The sequence below is a fragment of the Bradyrhizobium sp. genome, assembly GCF_004799445.1.
In the GTDB taxonomy this organism is placed as follows: Bacteria; Pseudomonadota; Alphaproteobacteria; order Rhizobiales; family Xanthobacteraceae; genus Bradyrhizobium.
In genome coordinates this window covers 1-17,971 of the sequence record NZ_SSNA01000189.1, presented here as the reverse complement: position 1 = coordinate 17,971, position 17,971 = coordinate 1, and the positions used below count along the sequence as shown (strand labels likewise).

Annotated in this window: 13 protein-coding genes; 11 read left to right on the top strand and 2 right to left on the bottom strand. The window is 63.0% G+C overall.

What is annotated here, in order from left to right; all coding sequences use genetic code 11:
• Nucleotides 1–4 precede the first annotated feature (4 nt).
• Nucleotides 5–598 (top strand): class I SAM-dependent methyltransferase, encoded by a 594-nt coding sequence (locus E8A46_RS24280; RefSeq protein WP_291566647.1) that lies wholly within the window; start codon nt 5–7, stop codon nt 596–598.
• A 229-nt stretch (nt 599–827) separates the two neighbouring features.
• Here the strand turns inward: E8A46_RS24280 and E8A46_RS24275 are convergent, their stop codons facing one another.
• Nucleotides 828–1,190, bottom strand: coding sequence for a DUF1236 domain-containing protein (locus tag E8A46_RS24275; protein ID WP_291566646.1), 363 nt, complete (start codon nt 1,188–1,190; stop codon nt 828–830).
• A gap of 250 nt (nt 1,191–1,440) precedes the next feature.
• On the opposite strand from E8A46_RS24275, the gene E8A46_RS24270 reads away from it, so the two are divergent.
• The 10 genes from E8A46_RS24270 (at nt 1,441) to E8A46_RS24225 (ending at nt 16,104) form a co-directional block, all read left to right on the top strand.
• On the top strand, nt 1,441–1,596 hold the full coding sequence (locus E8A46_RS24270; RefSeq protein ID WP_291566645.1) for a DUF3096 domain-containing protein: 156 nt from the start codon (nt 1,441–1,443) through the stop codon (nt 1,594–1,596).
• A gap of 92 nt (nt 1,597–1,688) precedes the next feature.
• Nucleotides 1,689–4,565: a pyruvate, phosphate dikinase gene (gene ppdK, locus E8A46_RS24265; RefSeq protein WP_291566643.1), complete on the top strand. Its 2,877-nt coding sequence runs from the start codon at nt 1,689–1,691 to the stop codon at nt 4,563–4,565.
• A 407-nt stretch (nt 4,566–4,972) separates the two neighbouring features.
• Complete coding sequence (locus E8A46_RS24260; protein ID WP_291566641.1) at nt 4,973–6,421, top strand: cell wall hydrolase; 1,449 nt, start codon at nt 4,973–4,975, stop codon at nt 6,419–6,421.
• A 195-nt stretch (nt 6,422–6,616) separates the two neighbouring features.
• Nucleotides 6,617–7,867, top strand: coding sequence for an MFS transporter (locus E8A46_RS24255; protein ID WP_291566639.1), 1,251 nt, complete (start codon nt 6,617–6,619; stop codon nt 7,865–7,867).
• 49 nt (nt 7,868–7,916) lie between these two features.
• Nucleotides 7,917–8,903, top strand: coding sequence for an MDR family oxidoreductase (locus tag E8A46_RS24250; protein ID WP_291566637.1), 987 nt, complete (start codon nt 7,917–7,919; stop codon nt 8,901–8,903).
• 115 nt (nt 8,904–9,018) lie between these two features.
• Nucleotides 9,019–9,603 (top strand): hypothetical protein, encoded by a 585-nt coding sequence (locus E8A46_RS24245; protein ID WP_291566635.1) that lies wholly within the window; start codon nt 9,019–9,021, stop codon nt 9,601–9,603.
• 181 nt (nt 9,604–9,784) lie between these two features.
• The gene (locus E8A46_RS24240; RefSeq protein ID WP_291566664.1) at nt 9,785–10,018 is read left to right on the top strand and encodes a hypothetical protein; all 234 of its coding nucleotides are present in this window, start codon (nt 9,785–9,787) and stop codon (nt 10,016–10,018) included.
• Nucleotides 10,019–10,367: 349 nt separating this feature from the next.
• A complete protein-coding gene (locus E8A46_RS24235; RefSeq protein WP_291566662.1) occupies nt 10,368–12,017 on the top strand; it encodes a methyl-accepting chemotaxis protein in 1,650 nt (549 codons plus the stop codon).
• Nucleotides 12,018–12,184: 167 nt separating this feature from the next.
• Nucleotides 12,185–13,909 (top strand): methyl-accepting chemotaxis protein, encoded by a 1,725-nt coding sequence (locus tag E8A46_RS24230; RefSeq protein ID WP_291566633.1) that lies wholly within the window; start codon nt 12,185–12,187, stop codon nt 13,907–13,909.
• A 164-nt stretch (nt 13,910–14,073) separates the two neighbouring features.
• Nucleotides 14,074–16,104: a HAMP domain-containing methyl-accepting chemotaxis protein gene (locus E8A46_RS24225; protein ID WP_291566631.1), complete on the top strand. Its 2,031-nt coding sequence runs from the start codon at nt 14,074–14,076 to the stop codon at nt 16,102–16,104.
• 40 nt (nt 16,105–16,144) lie between these two features.
• Here the strand turns inward: E8A46_RS24225 and E8A46_RS24220 are convergent.
• A partial coding sequence (locus E8A46_RS24220; protein ID WP_291566629.1) for a DUF2339 domain-containing protein occupies nt 16,145–17,971 on the bottom strand: 1,827 nt, incomplete at its 5' end.

Sequence of the window (17,971 nt, the reverse complement as noted above, 5' to 3'; positions counted from 1 at the left end):
TCCCTTGGATCGCCCCACGCTCGCCGCCTACGATTCTGATGCAGCGGCGTTCGCGAAAGACTGGCACGAACAGCCGGCGCCTCACGATCTGCACGACATCGTCAGGCGCTTCTTCGTCGTCGGCGGCGCGACCGCCGATATCGGCTGCGGCAGCGGGCGCGAGGTGGCGTGGCTGAATGCGAATGGTTTTCCGGCCGTGGGATATGACGCGTCCGACGGCCTGTTGGCCGAGGCGCGCAAGCGATATCCCGCTCTGAAGTTCGCGCATGTGGAATTGCCCGATCTGCCCGGTATCGCCGCCAACACTTTCGACAATGTATTGTGCGAGACCGTGATCATGCACCTCGACCGCGCGATGATTGCGCCCTCGGTCGCCCGCATGCTCGACATCGTCAAGCCGGGCGGCATCTTCTATCTGAGCTGGCGGGTCACCAAAGGCGCCGATCAGCGCGACCAACACCGCCGCCTCTATGCGGCCTTCAATGCGTCGCTGGTATTGGCGGAATTATCCACGACGAGCGTATTGCTCGACGAGGAGGTCGTCAGCGCGTCTTCGGGCAAGAGGATTCACCGGGTCGTTGTTCGGAAAAGGGGCTGAGTCGAAACCGTCATTGCGAGGAGCGGAGCGACGAAGCAATCCAATCTGCAATTGCGGTCCGATGGATTGCTTCGCGGAGCCTGTCATCGGGCGCGCATTCGCGCGACCCGTTGGCTCGCAATGACGACCCGGGGCCTGCAACAAAACAAGAACCCCGCCCGGCGGGGGGACCGGGCGGGGCTTGTGTCCGGTGACCGCTGCGGCATCCGGACCATGCGTTCAGGCGGTGTTACTCAATCACCTGAACGATGCGGCGCGTGCGCGGTTCGATCAGCACGGTCTGGCCGTTCACCACGGTGTACCGATAAGGCGTAACGCCGAACGTCTGCGGCACGTCGTAATAGGTGACCCCGGCTTCCGGCAGCACGCCGCCGACCACGACACGATCCGGAATGGCGTAATTCGGCACCCGTTCGCGCACGATGTATTCGCGGAACGCCGGGCGCTGATCGACCGCAATGCCGTCGATATCCTCGTTGATCACAACGGCGCCGCCCCGCGCGATGCCGACGGTGTCATTCTGTGCCTGCGCCGCGATGGGTGCGCTCATGGCGGCCACGGTTGCCGTGATGGCCAGTATTCGGTTCCACATGGTCTGCTCCTTCGCGATGATGCGTGCGGGTTTGCCGCACGCAAACCGATCCAATTCATCGCGCCCGGCATCGTTCCCGGAAAAAGACCGCCTCATACGCGGCAATTTTTGGGATTTTTTGCGCGCTGCGGAACTCGCCGAAGCGCCAGGCGTCTGATATCGGGGAGCTGCGCCAGCGGGCGGGGGGAATGATAAAGTGCCCCCTCTTCGATTCGACGCCTCACCAAATCGCACAGCGGAGACGTTCTAAATGACCCTCACCGTCGCCCACATCTCGCCGATCATGTCCGTCATTGCCGGGCTGTTGATCCTGATCATGCCGAGGCTGCTCAATCTCGTGGTAGCGATCTTTCTGATTCTCAACGGTCTGATCGGTCTCGGGCTGTTGAAGTGGCTTCATATGTAGGGTTTGAAACGGGTTTCGCGGCTTGCGCGGACCCCCTCAAAGTGGTGTAAGGCGCGCAACTTCCTCTCCCCTCTTGTGGATTATTTGCAGTCATGGCCAAAGCCGTCGCTAAACCCAAGAAAATCGCTGCGAAATCAAAGTCATCCATGCCGGTTCGGGCCAAGCCTGCGCCGTCGGCCAGCGCCCGCAAGGCGCTGAAGAAAAGCCTGGCCAAGCCGGCTCCCAAGCCGGTCGGCAAAGGCACCGCAGCCAAGGCGGCCCCCAGCAAGATCGCCGCGGACGCCGCGAAATCCGGCAAATGGGTATTCACGTTCGGCGACGGCAAGGCCGAGGGCAAAGCCGGCCTTCGCGATTTGCTGGGCGGCAAGGGCGCCAATCTCGCCGAAATGGCCAATCTCGGTCTGCCGGTGCCTCCCGGCTTCACCATTCCGACCTCGGTCTGCACCTATTTCTACGCGCACGGCAAAACCTATCCGGCGGCATTGAAGGCGCAGGTCGAAAAGGCACTGGACCATGTCGGCAAACTGACCGGCAAGTCTTTCGGCGACCCCAAAAACCCGCTGCTGGTTTCGGTGCGCTCCGGCGGCCGCGCCTCGATGCCGGGCATGATGGACACCGTGCTCAATCTCGGTCTCAACGACAAGACGGTCGAGGCGCTGGCCGAATTGTCCGGCGACCGCCGCTTCGCCTACGACAGCTACCGCCGCTTCATCACCATGTACTCCGACGTGGTGCTGGGCTTTGAGCATTCGCACTTCGAAGACATCCTCGACACCTTCAAGGACAGTCAGGGCTATTCGCTCGACACCGATCTGACCGGCGACGACTGGGTCGAACTGGTCGGCCGCTACAAGGATGCCGTGGCGCGCGAAACGGGTTCGGATTTCCCGCAGGATCCCCATGACCAGTTGTGGGGCGCGATCGGCGCGGTGTTTTCATCCTGGATGAACGCGCGCGCGGTGACCTATCGCCGGCTGCACGACATTCCGGAATCGTGGGGCACCGCGGTCAACGTGCAGGCGATGGTGTTCGGCAATATGGGCGAGACCTCGGCGACCGGGGTCGCGTTCACGCGCAATCCCTCGACCGGCGAGAGCCGTTTGTACGGCGAATTCCTGATCAACGCGCAGGGCGAAGACGTGGTGGCGGGCATCCGCACGCCGCAGGACATCACCGAATACGCGCGCAAGGAATCCGGCTCCGACAAGGCGTCGATGGAAACCGCGATGCCTGAGGCTTTCAAGGAGCTGACGCGAATCTATACCCTGCTCGAAAAGCATTACCGCGACATGCAGGACATGGAGTTCACGGTCGAGCAGGGCAAGCTATGGATGCTGCAGACCCGCGGCGGCAAGCGGACTGCGAAAGCAGCGCTTCGGATCGCGGTCGAACTCGCCAATGAAGGCTTGATCTCGAAGAAGGACGCAGTGATGCGGATCGATCCTGCATCGCTCGATCAATTGCTGCATCCGACCATCGATCCCGCCGCCAAGCGCGACGTCATCGCGACCGGCCTGCCGGCCTCGCCGGGCGCGGCATCGGGCGAAATCGTATTCTCTTCCGACGAGGCCGCGAAACTGCAGGCCGATGGCCGCAAGGTTATTCTGGTGCGGATCGAGACCAGCCCGGAAGACATTCACGGCATGCATGCCGCCGAAGGCATCCTCACCACCCGCGGCGGCATGACCTCGCACGCCGCCGTGGTCGCGCGCGGCATGGGCAAGCCCTGCGTCTCCGGCTGCGGCACCATCCGCGTCGATTACGGCCGCGGCACCATGAGCATCGGCTCGCGTACCTTCAAGACCGGCGACATCATCACCATCGATGGATCGCTGGGCCAGGTCCTGGCCGGGCGGATGCCGATGATCGAGCCGCAAATGTCGGGCGAATTCGGCACCCTGATGGGCTGGGCCGATGCCGTCCGCAAGCTTGGCGTCCGCGTCAACGCCGATACGCCGGATGATGCGCGAGCCGCCATCAAATTCGGCGCGGAAGGCATCGGGCTTTGCCGCACCGAGCACATGTTCTTCGAGGAAACCCGGATCCGCACCGTGCGCGAGATGATCCTGGCCGAGGATGAACAGACCCGCCGCGCCGCGCTGTCAAAGTTGCTGCCGATGCAGCGGGCGGATTTCGTCGAACTGTTCGAGATCATGAAGGGCCTGCCGGTGACGATCCGGCTGCTCGATCCGCCGCTGCACGAGTTCCTGCCGCACACCCAGGCCGAGATCGAAGAGGTCGCGCGCGCGATGAACACCGATCCGCGGCGGCTGGCCGATCGTGCCCGCGATCTCGCGGAATTCAATCCGATGCTCGGTTTCCGCGGTTGCCGGCTCGCCATCGTCTATCCCGAGATCGCTGAGATGCAGGCGCGCGCCATTTTCGAAGCCGCGGTCGAGGCCGGAAAGCGCACCGGCAAGGCCGTAGGCCTCGAGGTGATGGTGCCGTTGATCGCGACCAAGGCCGAGTTCGATCTGGTCAAGGCGCGGATCGACGCCACCGCGCAGTCGGTGATGAAGGAAACCGGAATCAAATTGAGCTATCAGGTCGGCACCATGATCGAACTGCCGCGCGCCTGCCTGATGGCCGGCGATATCGCCAGGACGGCGGAGTTCTTCTCGTTCGGCACCAACGACCTGACGCAGACGACCTACGGCATCAGCCGCGACGACGCGGCCGGATTCCTGAGCACCTATATCGCCAAGGGAATCCTGGAGATCGATCCCTTTATCTCGGTCGACCGCGATGGCGTTGGCGAACTGGTGAAGATCGGCGTGGCGCGCGGGCGCAAGACGCGTCCGAATCTCAAGGTCGGCATTTGCGGCGAACATGGCGGCGATCCGGCTTCCGTTGCGTTCTGCCATCAGATCGGACTGGATTACGTCTCGTGCTCGCCCTATCGCGTGCCGATCGCCCGCCTCGCCGCGGCGCAGGCCGCGCTCGGCAAGGCCGTCGCCAGCCAGGCGTAAGATCTGCGAATTGTCGTCATTGCGAGGAGCGTTAGCGACGAAGCAATCCATTCTACCCGCCCTGGGTAAAGTATGGATTGCTTCGCTTCGCTCGCAATGACGCGGAAATGCCAGGTGTGCGCGACTTCGGGTTCCCCATTCTGACCCGGCGCGCACCCAAATGACTCTCCTAATTATCTTTCTTCATCATTTTTGTTGACGCGATATTTACCACTTTATTCGAGCGCCTGTTTACCAAGGTTTTCGACGTGATCGGCGCAAAATCGGCAAATGATTGACTGTGTCGCGCGCGCAACGCCGATTAACTCCCTCGCAACCTAAATTAGATACCACCAAAAAAGATCGAATTGCACGGATGTACTGAGTTCGATCGCCTGTGCGTAGTGTTGCGTTGCGTGAGCATACAGATGTTGCAGTTGCGTAACCGGCCGAAGGGCGCGCGTTTCGCGTTCTTCGGCCTTGGTCTTTGCGTCTTCGCATTGACCCCGACAGAAGTCGGATATCAGGATATCGCATCGCTGCTGGCGCGGCAGCCGGGTGTCGCTGAACGCTGGCAAAGCCGGGTGTTCTCCGCCGCCAGCTCCATTCAGGTCGCTACCTACAGCTTCGGCCGCCCGATCGGAACGTCCGCCCCGCAAACCGCGACCTATCGGCTGGCCAGTCTCGATAACCAGGGCATCGACATCACCGGTTCGGTGACGCGCAATCCCATTGCCCAGACGCCGCCGCGCTATCAGGCGTCTGATTTCCCCAAGGTCGATCGTACGCTCAAGGGTGATCGCCTCGTCGTTGTCCCGCCCGAAACGGCAATGCCCGCCAACGCCGCTCCGGCAAGCCAAGATCCCGCAACATCGAACGCATCGGTCATGGGTGCCAAGACCGCCGACGCGGCGCCGTCCACCAAACCCGCCCCGCTCGATCCGGAACTAGCGGAGGCGTTGAGCGCTCCGCCGCTTCCGCAATACGACGTTTCGATGTCGCTTGAAGCCCAGCCGCTCGACGACCTGAAAATGACGCCGGTATCGATCCCGCTCGAGCCCAGCCGGTCGCATGACGGGTTTTCGGTGAAGACCGCGAGCCTGTTCTTCGGCAGCAACTCGCTCGGCGCACCGGTGGAGAGCATCGAGCGCTGGCAGCCCGGCGAAGAACCGGTCGTCGTGATGCCGGGCGCCGCCGATCCCGACTTGAAGGTGACGGCTTCCCTGCCCACGGCCGCGGACGAGCCTTCCAGGGAGGTCGAAAGCGGTGAGAGCATTGCCGTCAAGGGCGAAGTCAATTCGGACAACCAGCGCGCCAAGACACCGGCCGAGCGCCTCGGTCTGTTCGACGAGAAGGCGCGCGCCAAATCGGAGAAATGCCTCACCGAGGCCGTTTATTTCGAAGCCCGCGGCGAAGCCGTGCGCGGCCAGATTGCGGTGGCGCAGGTGGTGATGAACCGCGCATTCTCCGGTTTTTATCCCAACACGGTGTGCGGCGTGGTTTACCAGAACAAGCATAGGCATTTGGCGTGCCAGTTCACCTTCGCCTGCGATAACGTGGCCGATGTCGTGCGCGAGCCTGACATGTGGGACCGCGCCAGGAAGATAGCCAAAGCGATGCTCGACGGCCAGATCTGGCTGCCGGAAGTCGGCAAGTCGACGCACTACCATGCCTATTGGGTGCGGCCGTCCTGGGTGAGCGAGATGAAGAAGATGTACAAATTCGGCGTGCACACCTTCTATCGGCCGCGCGCATGGGGCGACGGCAGCGAGGCGCCGAGCTGGGGAACCGCGGCCGAAACCGCGGCAATATCAGCGAAGCTCGCGGAGGCGGCGAAGAGCTCGGCCGAAATGTCGGATACGCCGGTGCGGCGCTAATCGCTCGACCGACCAGGCGGCTGGCGGCAGGAATTCCGCCGTTTGAACTACTGGACCGCGACGCCGTTGCCCAGCGTAATCGCAGGGCTGCATTGCTTTATACCGATATCCCGGTTGGGATTTCCATGCCAATGCATTAACTTCGCGCCACGCCGATGCGCTGGCGGGTATGGATCGCGCGCCCGAGGATTTTGTATGACCGCGACTGAAGGCGATCGGCGTCCATTGCCCGCTGCCGCGACTTGGCGGACGCCACTGGTGATCGTGGTGTGCGGCTGCCTGATCGGCATGCTGACATTCGGCCCACGCTCGACCTTCGGATTCTTCATGCAGCCGATGAGCCGGGAGTTCGCATGGGGCCGCGACGTATTTGCTCTCGCGCTGGCGATCCAGAATCTGCTGTGGGGAATAGGCCAGCCGATCGCCGGTGCGATCGCCGACCGCTTCGGCAGCTTGCGCGTGATCTCGCTCGGCGCGCTGATGTATGCGGCGGGCCTGATCCTCATGCGCTACGCCGCCACACCCTTGTCGCTTGATATCAGCGCCGGTGTTTTGATCGGCTTGGGCCTGTCGGGCTGCTCGTTCAATCTGGTGCTGTCGGCGTTCGGCAAGCTGCTGCCGCTGGAATGGCGCGGCGTTGCGCTCGGCGCGGGCACCGCGGCGGGATCGTTCGGGCAATTCGTCTTTGCCCCGTTCGGGGTCGCCATGCTCGACAATTTCGGCTGGCAGCCGGCGCTGACGGTATTTGCCTGTTTGATGCTGCTGGTAGTGCCGCTTTCCCTGGCGCTGGCAACGCCCACCATGTCCGCTGGCTCTGTCGCTGTGACGGAGCAGCAGACATTCAAACATGCCCTCGCCGAGGCGTTCGGCCATCGCTCCTATATCTTGCTGGTGCTGGGGTTCTTTACCTGCGGATTTCAGCTTGCCTTCATCACCGTGCATCTGCCGGCCTATCTGGTCGATCGCGGCGTGCCGGTCCAGGTCGGCGGTTGGGTGGTTGCCACCATCGGCCTGTTCAACATCATAGGCTCTCTCAGCGTCGGCTGGCTGCAGAGCAGGATGCCGAAGCGCTACATCCTGTCCGCTATTTATTTTGTTCGCGCGATGTCGATCGTTGCCTTCATCGCGTTGCCGATCACCACCTTCTCCGCGATCATATTCGGCGTCGTCACAGGTCTGACCTGGTTGTCTACGGTTCCGCCGACGTCCAGTCTGGTCGCGGTGATGTTCGGCACCCGCTGGCTGGCGACGCTGTTCGGATTCGCCTTTTTCAGCCATCAGGTCGGCGGATTCCTCGGGGTACTGCTGGGCGGGATGGTGTTCGAGAAGTTCGGCTCCTATACGCCGATCTGGTGGCTGTCGGTGTTGTTCGGCGTGCTCTCGGCGCTGATCAATCTGCCGATCGTGGAGAAGCCGGTGGCACGCCCGGTTGCACAGCCGGCATAGAGCGTTCAAGCTGGGCGAACTCACGAAATTGACCGCGGGAGGACTCGGCATGGGAACGTTCAAAGCCATCAGGATCGACAAGGCGGAGAAAGGCACCACCGCCGCGCTCACCCAGTTCGACGAAGCCGAGTTGATGGCGGGCGACGTTACCGTGCGGGTCGAATGGTCGACGCTGAACTACAAGGACGGCCTTGCCGTTACTGGCAAGGCGCCGGTGGTGCGGCGCTTTCCGATGATCGCGGGCATCGATTTTGCGGGCACAGTCGAGCAGTCGTCGCATCCGCAATGGAAGGCCGGCGACCAGGTAATCTGCAACGGTTGGGGCATGGGTGAGACTCATCTCGGCGCCTACGCCGAGAAAGCCCGTGTCTCGGGCGACTGGCTGGTACGCCTGCCCGAAGGCATGTCAGCGCGCGACGCGATGGCGATCGGCACCGCGGGCTACACCGCGATGCTGGCGGTGCTGGCGCTGGAGCAGCATGGTCTTACCCCGGCGAATGGTCCGGTCGTGGTCACCGGCGCCGCCGGCGGTGTCGGCTCGGTTGCGATCGCGGTGCTGTCGAAGCTCGGCTACCACGTCATCGCATCGACCGGCCGGCAGTCGGAGGCCGGCTATCTCCGCGATCTCGGCGCGGCCGAAGTGATCGATCGCGGCGAACTCACCGGGCCGGCCAAGCCTTTGGCCAGGGAGCGCTGGGCGGGCGGGATCGACAGCGTCGGCTCGACCACGCTGGCCAACCTTTTGTCGATGACGAAATACCGGGGCGCCATCGCCGCGTGCGGGCTTGCCGCCGGCATGGACCTGCCGTCCTCGGTGGCGCCGTTTATTTTGCGCGGAGTGTGTCTGTTGGGTATCGATTCTGTGATGTGCCCAATTGAGCTGCGAAAAACCGCCTGGAGCCGGCTCGCCGGCGACCTGGATTCCAGAAAACTGGCTGAAATTACTCAGGAAATTGACCTCAGCCAGGTGATCGAGGCCGGTGCCAGGATCCTCGCCGGGCAGGTGCGCGGCCGAATCGTGGTAAAAATTGTCTGACGGCGTTCAGACTTTACCAACCAAGCTGCTCCAATGTTGCCATGGTTGGTATGGTAAGCAGCGGGTAAAGAGGCATCAGGCGTTGCCCGCGCTCGGGGTCAGTTGGAGTTACAGCATGCTTGCGCGTTTCGTGTTGGGGGCGATTGTGGCCGGTGCGGCGATCACGCCCGCTTTGGCCGGGCAGATGAATGCCGAGGAGGCCCGCAGGTTCGTATCTGGCAAGGTCTTCGCCTTTACCTGTTTTGACGGTACGCGCGGCGCAGGCCGGATACTCGACGACATGGGTGCGGCCGGCGCGGTGCAGTTCTCAGGCGCCGGTCCGGTTCGGCACCTGCGGCTGCCGGGCAACACGCTCCAGATCCGCGGCCAGGCCGTCTGCGCGTCCATCAAGGGCATTCCGTTCGAGCCTTGCTTCAATCTTGACAAGAGAGACGAGCGCAGCTTCCGCGGATCGGTCTCGGGCATGAGCTTCGCTTATTGCGATTTCCATCATCAGGGCGCGGCGCAGATGTTGCTGGCCCGGGCGGTGGCTCACCCACGTTCGCTGCAAGCGCCGGAGCGGACCGGCTCGGTGGAAGTATCGGCGCGCGTCGAAACCCCGCCGGTCGAGAGCGCCAAAATCGAGCCGGTGAAGTCCGAGGCGAAGCCAGAGCCGGCAAAGCCGGAGAGCGCTCTGGAGTTGCGTCGCTCCACCGACTGATCGGTGGAGCAGCTGCACCTAATTCCCTCGATGGAAAATTCGCGGAAGGAAACTGTCGGCGGATGTGACGCGTGCCTGACCGTAGTCACACGGGTCGACATCTTCATGCCTTGGTAGCGACTATCGCTCCAGTTTGTCGAAAATCGACAGGCTGTGGGGGGCCCAGCACATGGGTTCAAAAATGCCGCAATACTTCTTTCGAATTCGTCACGGTCGTTATTCCGGGGCTTCCGACCAGGGATCCGAGTTCGAAAGCCGCGAGGCCGCCTGGACCGAGATGACCAAGGTTTGCGGCAACCTTGTCGGCGGCATTTCGCGCAGCCTGAAGCAAAACGCCGAATGGCAGATGGAACTGCTCGACGAGGCCAAAAATCCTGTCTTCAGAATCCGTCTGGTGGCGGAAACGCTCGGGTAGGCTCACCGGCGTGCCGTCGTTCCGGGATGTCGCTCCAAAGCGCACCGCATCATCATTTCCATGATCGGCAATCGCAGCCAAATCTGCAGCGCGCGGCACGCACGATATTGAGCCGATAGATCGGCGCGAGTGAGTCGGCTTGTCCTCGTCCGCGGCTTATCAAATCCACCGAAATTGATCGACTGAACCGTTAATTTACGAAGTAACCGCTATCCTCGAGAAGCCGGAATGGCAGCAATATGGATCTTTTCTTGCCGTGATGTGACGTCCGGCACGCAGCGGAAGAATGATAGTGAGAAAACTGCTCAACAAAGTCGTCCCCCACTCGATCGCCTCGAAGCTAACCGCGATGGCCGTCGCGGGCGCGGTCTTCATGGTGCTGGTCGCCCTGACGGTCCTTTTCATCGCCCGCGCCGAACTTGCCGTCGAGCGCACCGAGAAGGCGCATGCCATGGTCGATGCCGCCTGGAGCATCGCGGACGGCTTCAAACATGCAGCCGAATCAGGAGCGATGAGCGAGGACGAGGCAAAGGCGCGCTTTTTCGCCGCCGCCGGCTCGATGTGGTTCGAAGGCCATGCCAACTACCTCTTCATTTACGACACCGAGACAGGACTCTGTGTCATGAACACCGGCAATCCGGGCCTGGTCGGCAAGGATGTGCGCGGCCTCAAGGATGCCAACGGCCTGCCGTTTGCCTCCCAGATGCTCGACATTGCGAAACGGGGTGAAGGCACGATCCGATACGCGTTTCCCAAAGGCGGCGACAAAACCCCGCTGGAAAAGGTCGCCTTTGTCCGTGGCTTCGCGCCCTGGCACCTGATGATAGCGACCGCCGAGTACATGACCGATCTGGACGCTACCTTCTGGGCAATGGCCCGGACCGCTGCGGCGGTGATCGGCATTCTGTTGCTGTCCTCGATTGGCATCGCCTGGACGGTCTCGCGCAGCGTTGTGAAGCCACTGTCTCGCCTCAAGGCGCGCATGGCGGCTCTCAGCAATGGCGATTTCGAATTTCCCGTCCTCGATGCCGACCGGCAGGACGAAATCGGCGAGATGGCGCGTACGGTGCAGGTGTTCAAGGGGGCGATGATCGAGACCAACCGGCTGCGCTCAGAGCAATTGGATGTCGAGCAGCGGCAAGTGCAGCAACGTAAAACCGACATGCGCCGGCTCGCCGATGATTTCGAGGCGGCGGTGGGCGAGATCATCGAAACCGTGTCGTCGGCTTCGACCGAACTCGAAGCCTCTGCCACGGTGCTCACCTCGACTGCGGTGCGCTCGGAGGAGCTCGCCACCATCGTCGCAGGCGCCTCCGAGGAGGCCTCCACCAACGTGCAGTCGGTGGCTTCGGCAACGGAAGAACTGACCTCCTCGGTCAACGAGATCAGCCGGCAGGTCCAGGAATCGGCACGAATGGCCAACGAGGCCGTCGATCAGGCGCGCCAGACCAATGATCGCGTCGGCGAGTTGTCGAAGGCCGCCGCCCGCATCGGCGACGTCGTCGAGCTGATCAACACCATCGCCGGGCAGACCAATCTGCTGGCGCTGAACGCCACCATCGAGGCGGCGCGCGCCGGCGAGGCCGGCCGCGGCTTTGCGGTGGTGGCCTCCGAGGTCAAGGCGCTGGCCGAGCAGACCGCGAAGGCGACCGGCGAGATCGGCCAGCAGGTCAGCGGCATCCAGGCCGCGACCCAGGAGTCGGTAAACGCCATCAAGGGGATCAGCGGCACCATCGAAAAGCTGTCGGAGATTTCATCGACCATCGCGGCTGCAGTAGAGGAACAGGGTGCGGCGACCCAGGAGATTTCCCGCAACGTCCAGCAGGCCGCCCAGGGCACCATGCAGGTCTCGTCCCACATCACCGACGTGCAGCGCGGCGCCAGCGAAACCGGCTCGGCCTCGTCGCAGGTGCTCTCCGCCGCGCAGTCGTTGTCCGGCGATTCCAACCGCCTCAAGCTGGAGGTCGGCAAGTTCCTCAATTCGGTCAGGGCGGCCTGACAAGCCACGGTCCCGATATTGCGGCGCGTACGCGATCTGGCCGTATTTCTACGGGCGGCTAAAATTAAGGTGGCCGAAAAGGTTCGAGGGATATTGCGGGCAAGTGCGAGCAACGTGGGAGAAGCTGTCCATCCTGTCGATCAGGCCAGCCTCTCGGAGATCAAAAAATGTCATCGGACCCGCGGCCTCAGGCCGGGACGCCCCAGGCCTCGCGGCGTGGCATGGCTTTCGGACTCGCTCCACAGATCGTGGCCCTGTCGGTTTCCGGCATTCTCCTTTTGGGCATCTGCGTGACGAGCGTAGCTTGGTATCTGCTTGAACGCGGGGCCGTCAAAGCGGCCACCGAGCGGGTGGAAACCAATATGCGAGTGGCATGGGATGTTCTGCGTGCCAACGGCAAAAGCTTTAGCGTCGCCGACGACAAGCTGCTGGCGGGCGATCATGTCTTGAACGGTGACGCGGCAACAGTCGACAAGGTCAAAAATCTCGTCGGCGGCACCTGCACCGTATTCATGAACGATCTGAGAATTACGACGAATGTCTTGAAGCCAGACGGCACGCGGGCGGTGGGAACACGCTTGGCACCGGGCGGTTCACATGACGCGATCTTCGATCGCAAGGCTTCATTTCGCGGCGAGGCCCAGATCTTGGGCGAAGCTTATATGACCGCCTACGACCCGATCCTCGATCCGAACGGCCAGGTGCTCGGCATTCTCTATGTCGGAATCAAGAAGATGGAATTTCTGGAATCTGCTCGCAGCACGTTTTGGACGATCATTTATTCGACTTTGGCAATCAGCCTGCTCGCCATGCTGGTCAGCTACCTTGTAGCTCGTAACGGGGTAGTACGTCCCTTGAAAGCCAGCGTTACGACCATGAATCGCCTGGCGCACGGTGACCTTTCGGTGGAAACGCCTGAGCCTCGACGCAGTGACGAGATCGGCGAGATCATGAAGGCGCTGGTTGTGTTCAAGGCGACCGGGCTCGAGGTCGAACGGATGCGCGCCGAACGTCTGGCGGCGGATCAGCATGCGGCTGAGCAGCGCAAGGCAGACATGATCAGGCTCGCCGACGACTTCGAACGCGCGGTCGGCGAGATCGTCGAAACCGTATCTTCGGCCTCGACCGAGCTGGAAGCTTCAGCCGGCACATTGGCGTCAACCGCCGTGCGGTCGGAAGAACTCGCGGTAGCGGTCGCGGCGGCGTCCGAGGAGGCCTCCACCAACGTTCAGTCGGTGGCCGCCGCCAGCGAAGAACTGACGGCGTCGGTCAACGAAATCAGCCGCCAGGTCCAGGAATCGTCCCGGGTCGCCGGTGACGCTGTGGAGCAGGCACGGAAGACCAACGATCGCGTCGGTGAATTGTCGAAGGCGGCAGCCCGCATCGGCGACGTCGTCGAGCTGATCAACACCATCGCTGGGCAAACCAATCTGCTGGCGCTGAATGCCACGATCGAGGCGGCCCGGGCCGGCGAGGCCGGCCGCGGCTTTGCGGTGGTGGCCTCCGAAGTAAAGGCGCTGGCCGAGCAGACCTCGAAGGCGACCGGCGAGATCGGCCAGCAGATCACCGGCATCCAGGCCGCAACGCACGACTCGGTCGGTGCGATCAAGGAGATCGGCGATACCATCGGCCGGATGTCGGAAATCTCCTCGACCATTGCGGCTGCGGTGGAAGAACAGGGCGCGGCGACCCAGGAGATTTCCCGCAACATCCAGCAAGCTGCCAAAGGCACCTCGCAAGTCTCCTCCAACGTCACCGACGTGCAGCGCGGCGCCAGCGAGACCGGCGCGGCTTCGTCGCAGGTGCTGTCGGCGGCGCAGTCGCTGTCGGTCGAGAGCAACCGCCTCAAGCTCGAAGTCGGCAAGTTTCTCAATTCGGTAAGGGCGGCCTGACAACAAGCAGCCCGGCGCCAAACCGGGGCCGAAATCGGTCGAATGCCCGTAGTTCCACGGAAGTTGAAATTAACCGGATCTAACGGCGCGAGCGCTATTGCTCGAACGCGATAGCGCTTGCCGCCGGTTGCCGATCCTGGAATTCAAATTGAAAGCACACAGACATGATCAAGCTCAACCGCATCGGTAACAAGCTTGGCATCGTCGGCGCCGTTGGCGTATTGCTGGCGATCGGCATGGTGGCTAACCAGATGGTAACGGAATCAACGGTTTCCGCCGCGAACGATCTAGCCACCCTGCAGCAGGTGATGGTCGACAACTCACTCGCGGCCGAAGCGAGCGTGCGGCAGATACAGCTCGCCGGCCGCAACATTCGGCTGCAGAGGACGCCGGCCGAGGTCGAGAAAGCGGTGGCCGAAATGCGCCAGTTCAAGGGAATCGCAGAAGGGCAAATAGATGCCGCTGCTGCCGTGTCAAAGAACCCGGTAAGCTTGGAGCGGTTGCAAAAAATCAAGCTCTCGATAGCAAATTACGCTGCGGCAATTGAAGATCTGGCAAAGGTGCAAAGCGAGATCTTCCTGACGACCGACAAACGGATAGAGATTTCCGGCGAATGGCAGATCGTCTTTGCGGCGCAGCTGCAGTCGCCGGCGCTGGTCGAATTGACAAACCGTCAAGAGGTGGAGGGACTGCTGCATCAAGCGGACGCCAGGCTTAATGGACTCCGCGCCTCGGCCTGGCGTCTCGCGGCGACCGGGGACGAGAGCGAGAGGCAGGTCATCGCTCGTTCCGGTGCCGCCCTTAATGAAAGCCTTGAGAGTATCCGGCGTCTCGCCGACGGCAAAGCGTTTCATGACGGTATCGACGCGCTGACATCCATTGTCACGCACTTCGTTGCTGCCAACGACGCGATTGTGAAGCTTGAAGATTCGAAAGCGAATATTATCAAAAATCGCACGGCGATATTTGTTAACCAGGCGATCGAATTGATCAAGGCGCAGGTCACATTCGTCCAGGCCAGGGCCAAGGTCTCGAAGGACCTGGCCGCAGCCGAAGAGGCGTATGCCGGCCGGATCAATTTCGGCCTTGCGATCGTGGTGATGAGCGCCATCATCGGATCGGTACTGTTCTCGATCTTCGGGATTGCCCGGCCGATGACCCGTCTGAACGGTGCGTTAGGTCAGATGGCCGCGGGCCATCTCGATATCGTCATTCCCGGCGCCGATCGCGGCGACGAAATCGGCGATCTCGCCAAGACCGTCACCGTGATCCGCCAAAATGCCGAACAGAAGGCCCGCGACGAAGCGGAGGCGAAGATCGAGCAGGATCAGATCGCCGCGCGGCAGCGCAAGGCCGATATGGTCAGGCTCGCCGACGACTTCGAAAACGCCGTCGGCGAGATCGTCGAAACCGTGTCATCGGCCTCGACCGAACTCGAGGCCTCCGCCAGCACCTTGACCGCGACCGCGGAACGCTCGCAGGAGCTTGCCACCACGGTCGCGGCGGCATCCGAGGAAGCCTCCACCAATGTGCAATCGGTGGCCTCCGCGACTGAGGAACTGACCTCGTCGGTGAACGAAATCAGCCGCCAGGTGCAGGAATCGGCACGGATGGCCAGTGACGCCGTCCACCAGGCACGCAAGACCAACGACCGTGTCGGCGAATTGTCGAAGGCCGCCGCCCGCATCGGCGATGTGGTCGAACTGATCAACACCATCGCAGGGCAGACCAACCTGCTCGCGCTCAACGCCACTATCGAAGCGGCGCGCGCCGGCGAGGCCGGTCGGGGCTTTGCCGTAGTCGCGTCCGAAGTGAAGGCTTTGGCCGAACAGACCGCGAAGGCGACCGGCGAGATCGGTCAGCAGATCAGCGGCATCCAGGCGGCGACGCAGGAGTCGGTAGGGGCGATCAAGGAGATCAGCGGCACCATCGAAAAGCTGTCGGAGATATCCTCGACCATCGCGGCAGCCGTGGAAGAGCAGGGTGCAGCGACGCAGGAGATTGCCCGCAACGTGCAGCAGGCGGCGCAGGGAACCCAGCAGGTGTCGTCCAACATCACCGACGTGCAGCGCGGCGCCAGCGAGACCGGCTCGGCCTCCTCGCAGGTGCTCTCGGCGGCCCAATCGCTGTCGGGCGACTCTAACCGCCTCAAGCTCGAGGTCGGCAAGTTCCTCAATTCGGTCAGGGCGGCCTGAAGCGAGGCCCGGCTTTTCGGACACCTCGCTCGAAGATGCTCTATGCGCCCGGCTGCGTGACCGGCGCCGCTGGCGGGCGCTGCCGGCGAAACAGAACCCGCTGGTACAGCCAGCCGATCGCCACCAGCACCAGGCCAAGGCCCATGAACGACAACGCACGATAGGCCCCGGTCAGGGTCGACATGTCGATCAGGAATGCCTTGCCGATCGTCAGCGCGATGACGGCGGCGGAGGCCAGGCGGGCGCGCTCTGAATTGGCCACAATGCCGATGCCGAGCAGGGCGACGCCGAACGCCAGCCAGGCGATCGAATAGGTGTACTGCTCGGCGCCGCCGGTCGCTCCATGGGTCAACACCGGCCCGTGATAGAGCCGTCGGATTTCAAGCGTCACATAACCCAGCGCGAGGATCAGCGCGGCCGCCGCGATACTATTGGCATAATACGCGCTGCGCTGGCCCGCCACCGCATAGGACAACAAGAGCGCGAGCACCGCGGGCATCGCATAGCCGAGCAGGATTTGATTGATGAATTCGTGGCCGATCGCGATCGGCCAGATCGCCGGATTGTCTAGGAACAATAGCCCGAATACCGCGGCCAGTCCGGCGAACGCCGTCAGCAAGACCGCACCGAAATTGTGAACGATGCTGCCGGTGCGAATCCGCAATCGCTCGAGGCCGATCGCCATGGCGAGCGCGACGCAGACCTGCAGCGCGGTCTCGGTCAGTCCGGCCGTGTCGCGGTAGACATCGCCGCCGTTGACGGCATGGCGTATTTCCATGAACGCCAGCAGCGCCGTGAACAGGATGGCCGCGGCCTCCACCGTGCGCAGCGGTGCGTCGTCGCCGCGCCGCCGCAGGAAGTGGCTTCCCGCCCAGAACGACAGCGCCGGAAGCCCGTAACCCCACAACAGCCAGTTGAAGACCGGCGTGGTGCCGACCGCATCGCCGACGATGCGCGGCTCGTAGCCGATCCGCAATACCACGACGCCCGCCAAAATGGCCGCGAGCGAGCGCAGGAACGGGATCGGCCGCTGCATCGAAATCCAGGCCGTACCCGTCGACATCAGCGCCAGCGCGATCGTGAGCCAGCCTTTGTCCAGCGCAAAGGTCAGGGCCAGCGCCAGCGCGCCGAGCGTGCCGGTCGCGAACAGCGCAGTCGAGATCGCGGATCCCGGCCGGCTGTCCCGCCTGCTCAGGATTTCGGTCGCCGCCGCAAAGCCGGCAGCCACCATCACCGCCAGAATCGCAAACGGGATCGAGCGATCGAGATGCGCGATGCGGGCGTACAGCGCGATCAGGAGCGCCAGCGGCACGAACACGCCGGCAGCCGACCACACCACCGGTATGATGGCGTTGGCCGAGCGGCCCTGCGCCAGAAATCCCGCGGCGCCGAATCCGGCGGCGAAGACTGCCGCCGTGATCAGATGCAGCGAGACGGAGCTGTCGGTAGCGGCAGGACCGATGCCCGGCAGCGGCCCGCCCGGCAGCACCAGCATGTCCGGGTTGCCGCGTACCGCCCATTCGGCGAACACGACAAAGACGAATGCGGCAGCGGCGGCGATCGCGCCGGTGGCGGCCGGCGCATGCCATGCGACAATCAACGTCGCCGCCACCAGGACGGCGAACACGACGATCGCCGCGTCGGCATGAAAGCTCGCGAGCACGATCATGGTGGTGCCCAGCAAATAGACCGCGAGCGACCCTGACGAGATGGGTTCGATCCGGCCTTCGTCCGCGGGCGGACCGAACATGAAACCGCACACGACGAGCAGAGTTGCGAGGATGAAGCCCGTCACGACGTGGAATGCGTGCGCTGCGACCATCGACGGGCCGCATTGCAGGCACGGCAATGTCCAGAGCAGCGCGAA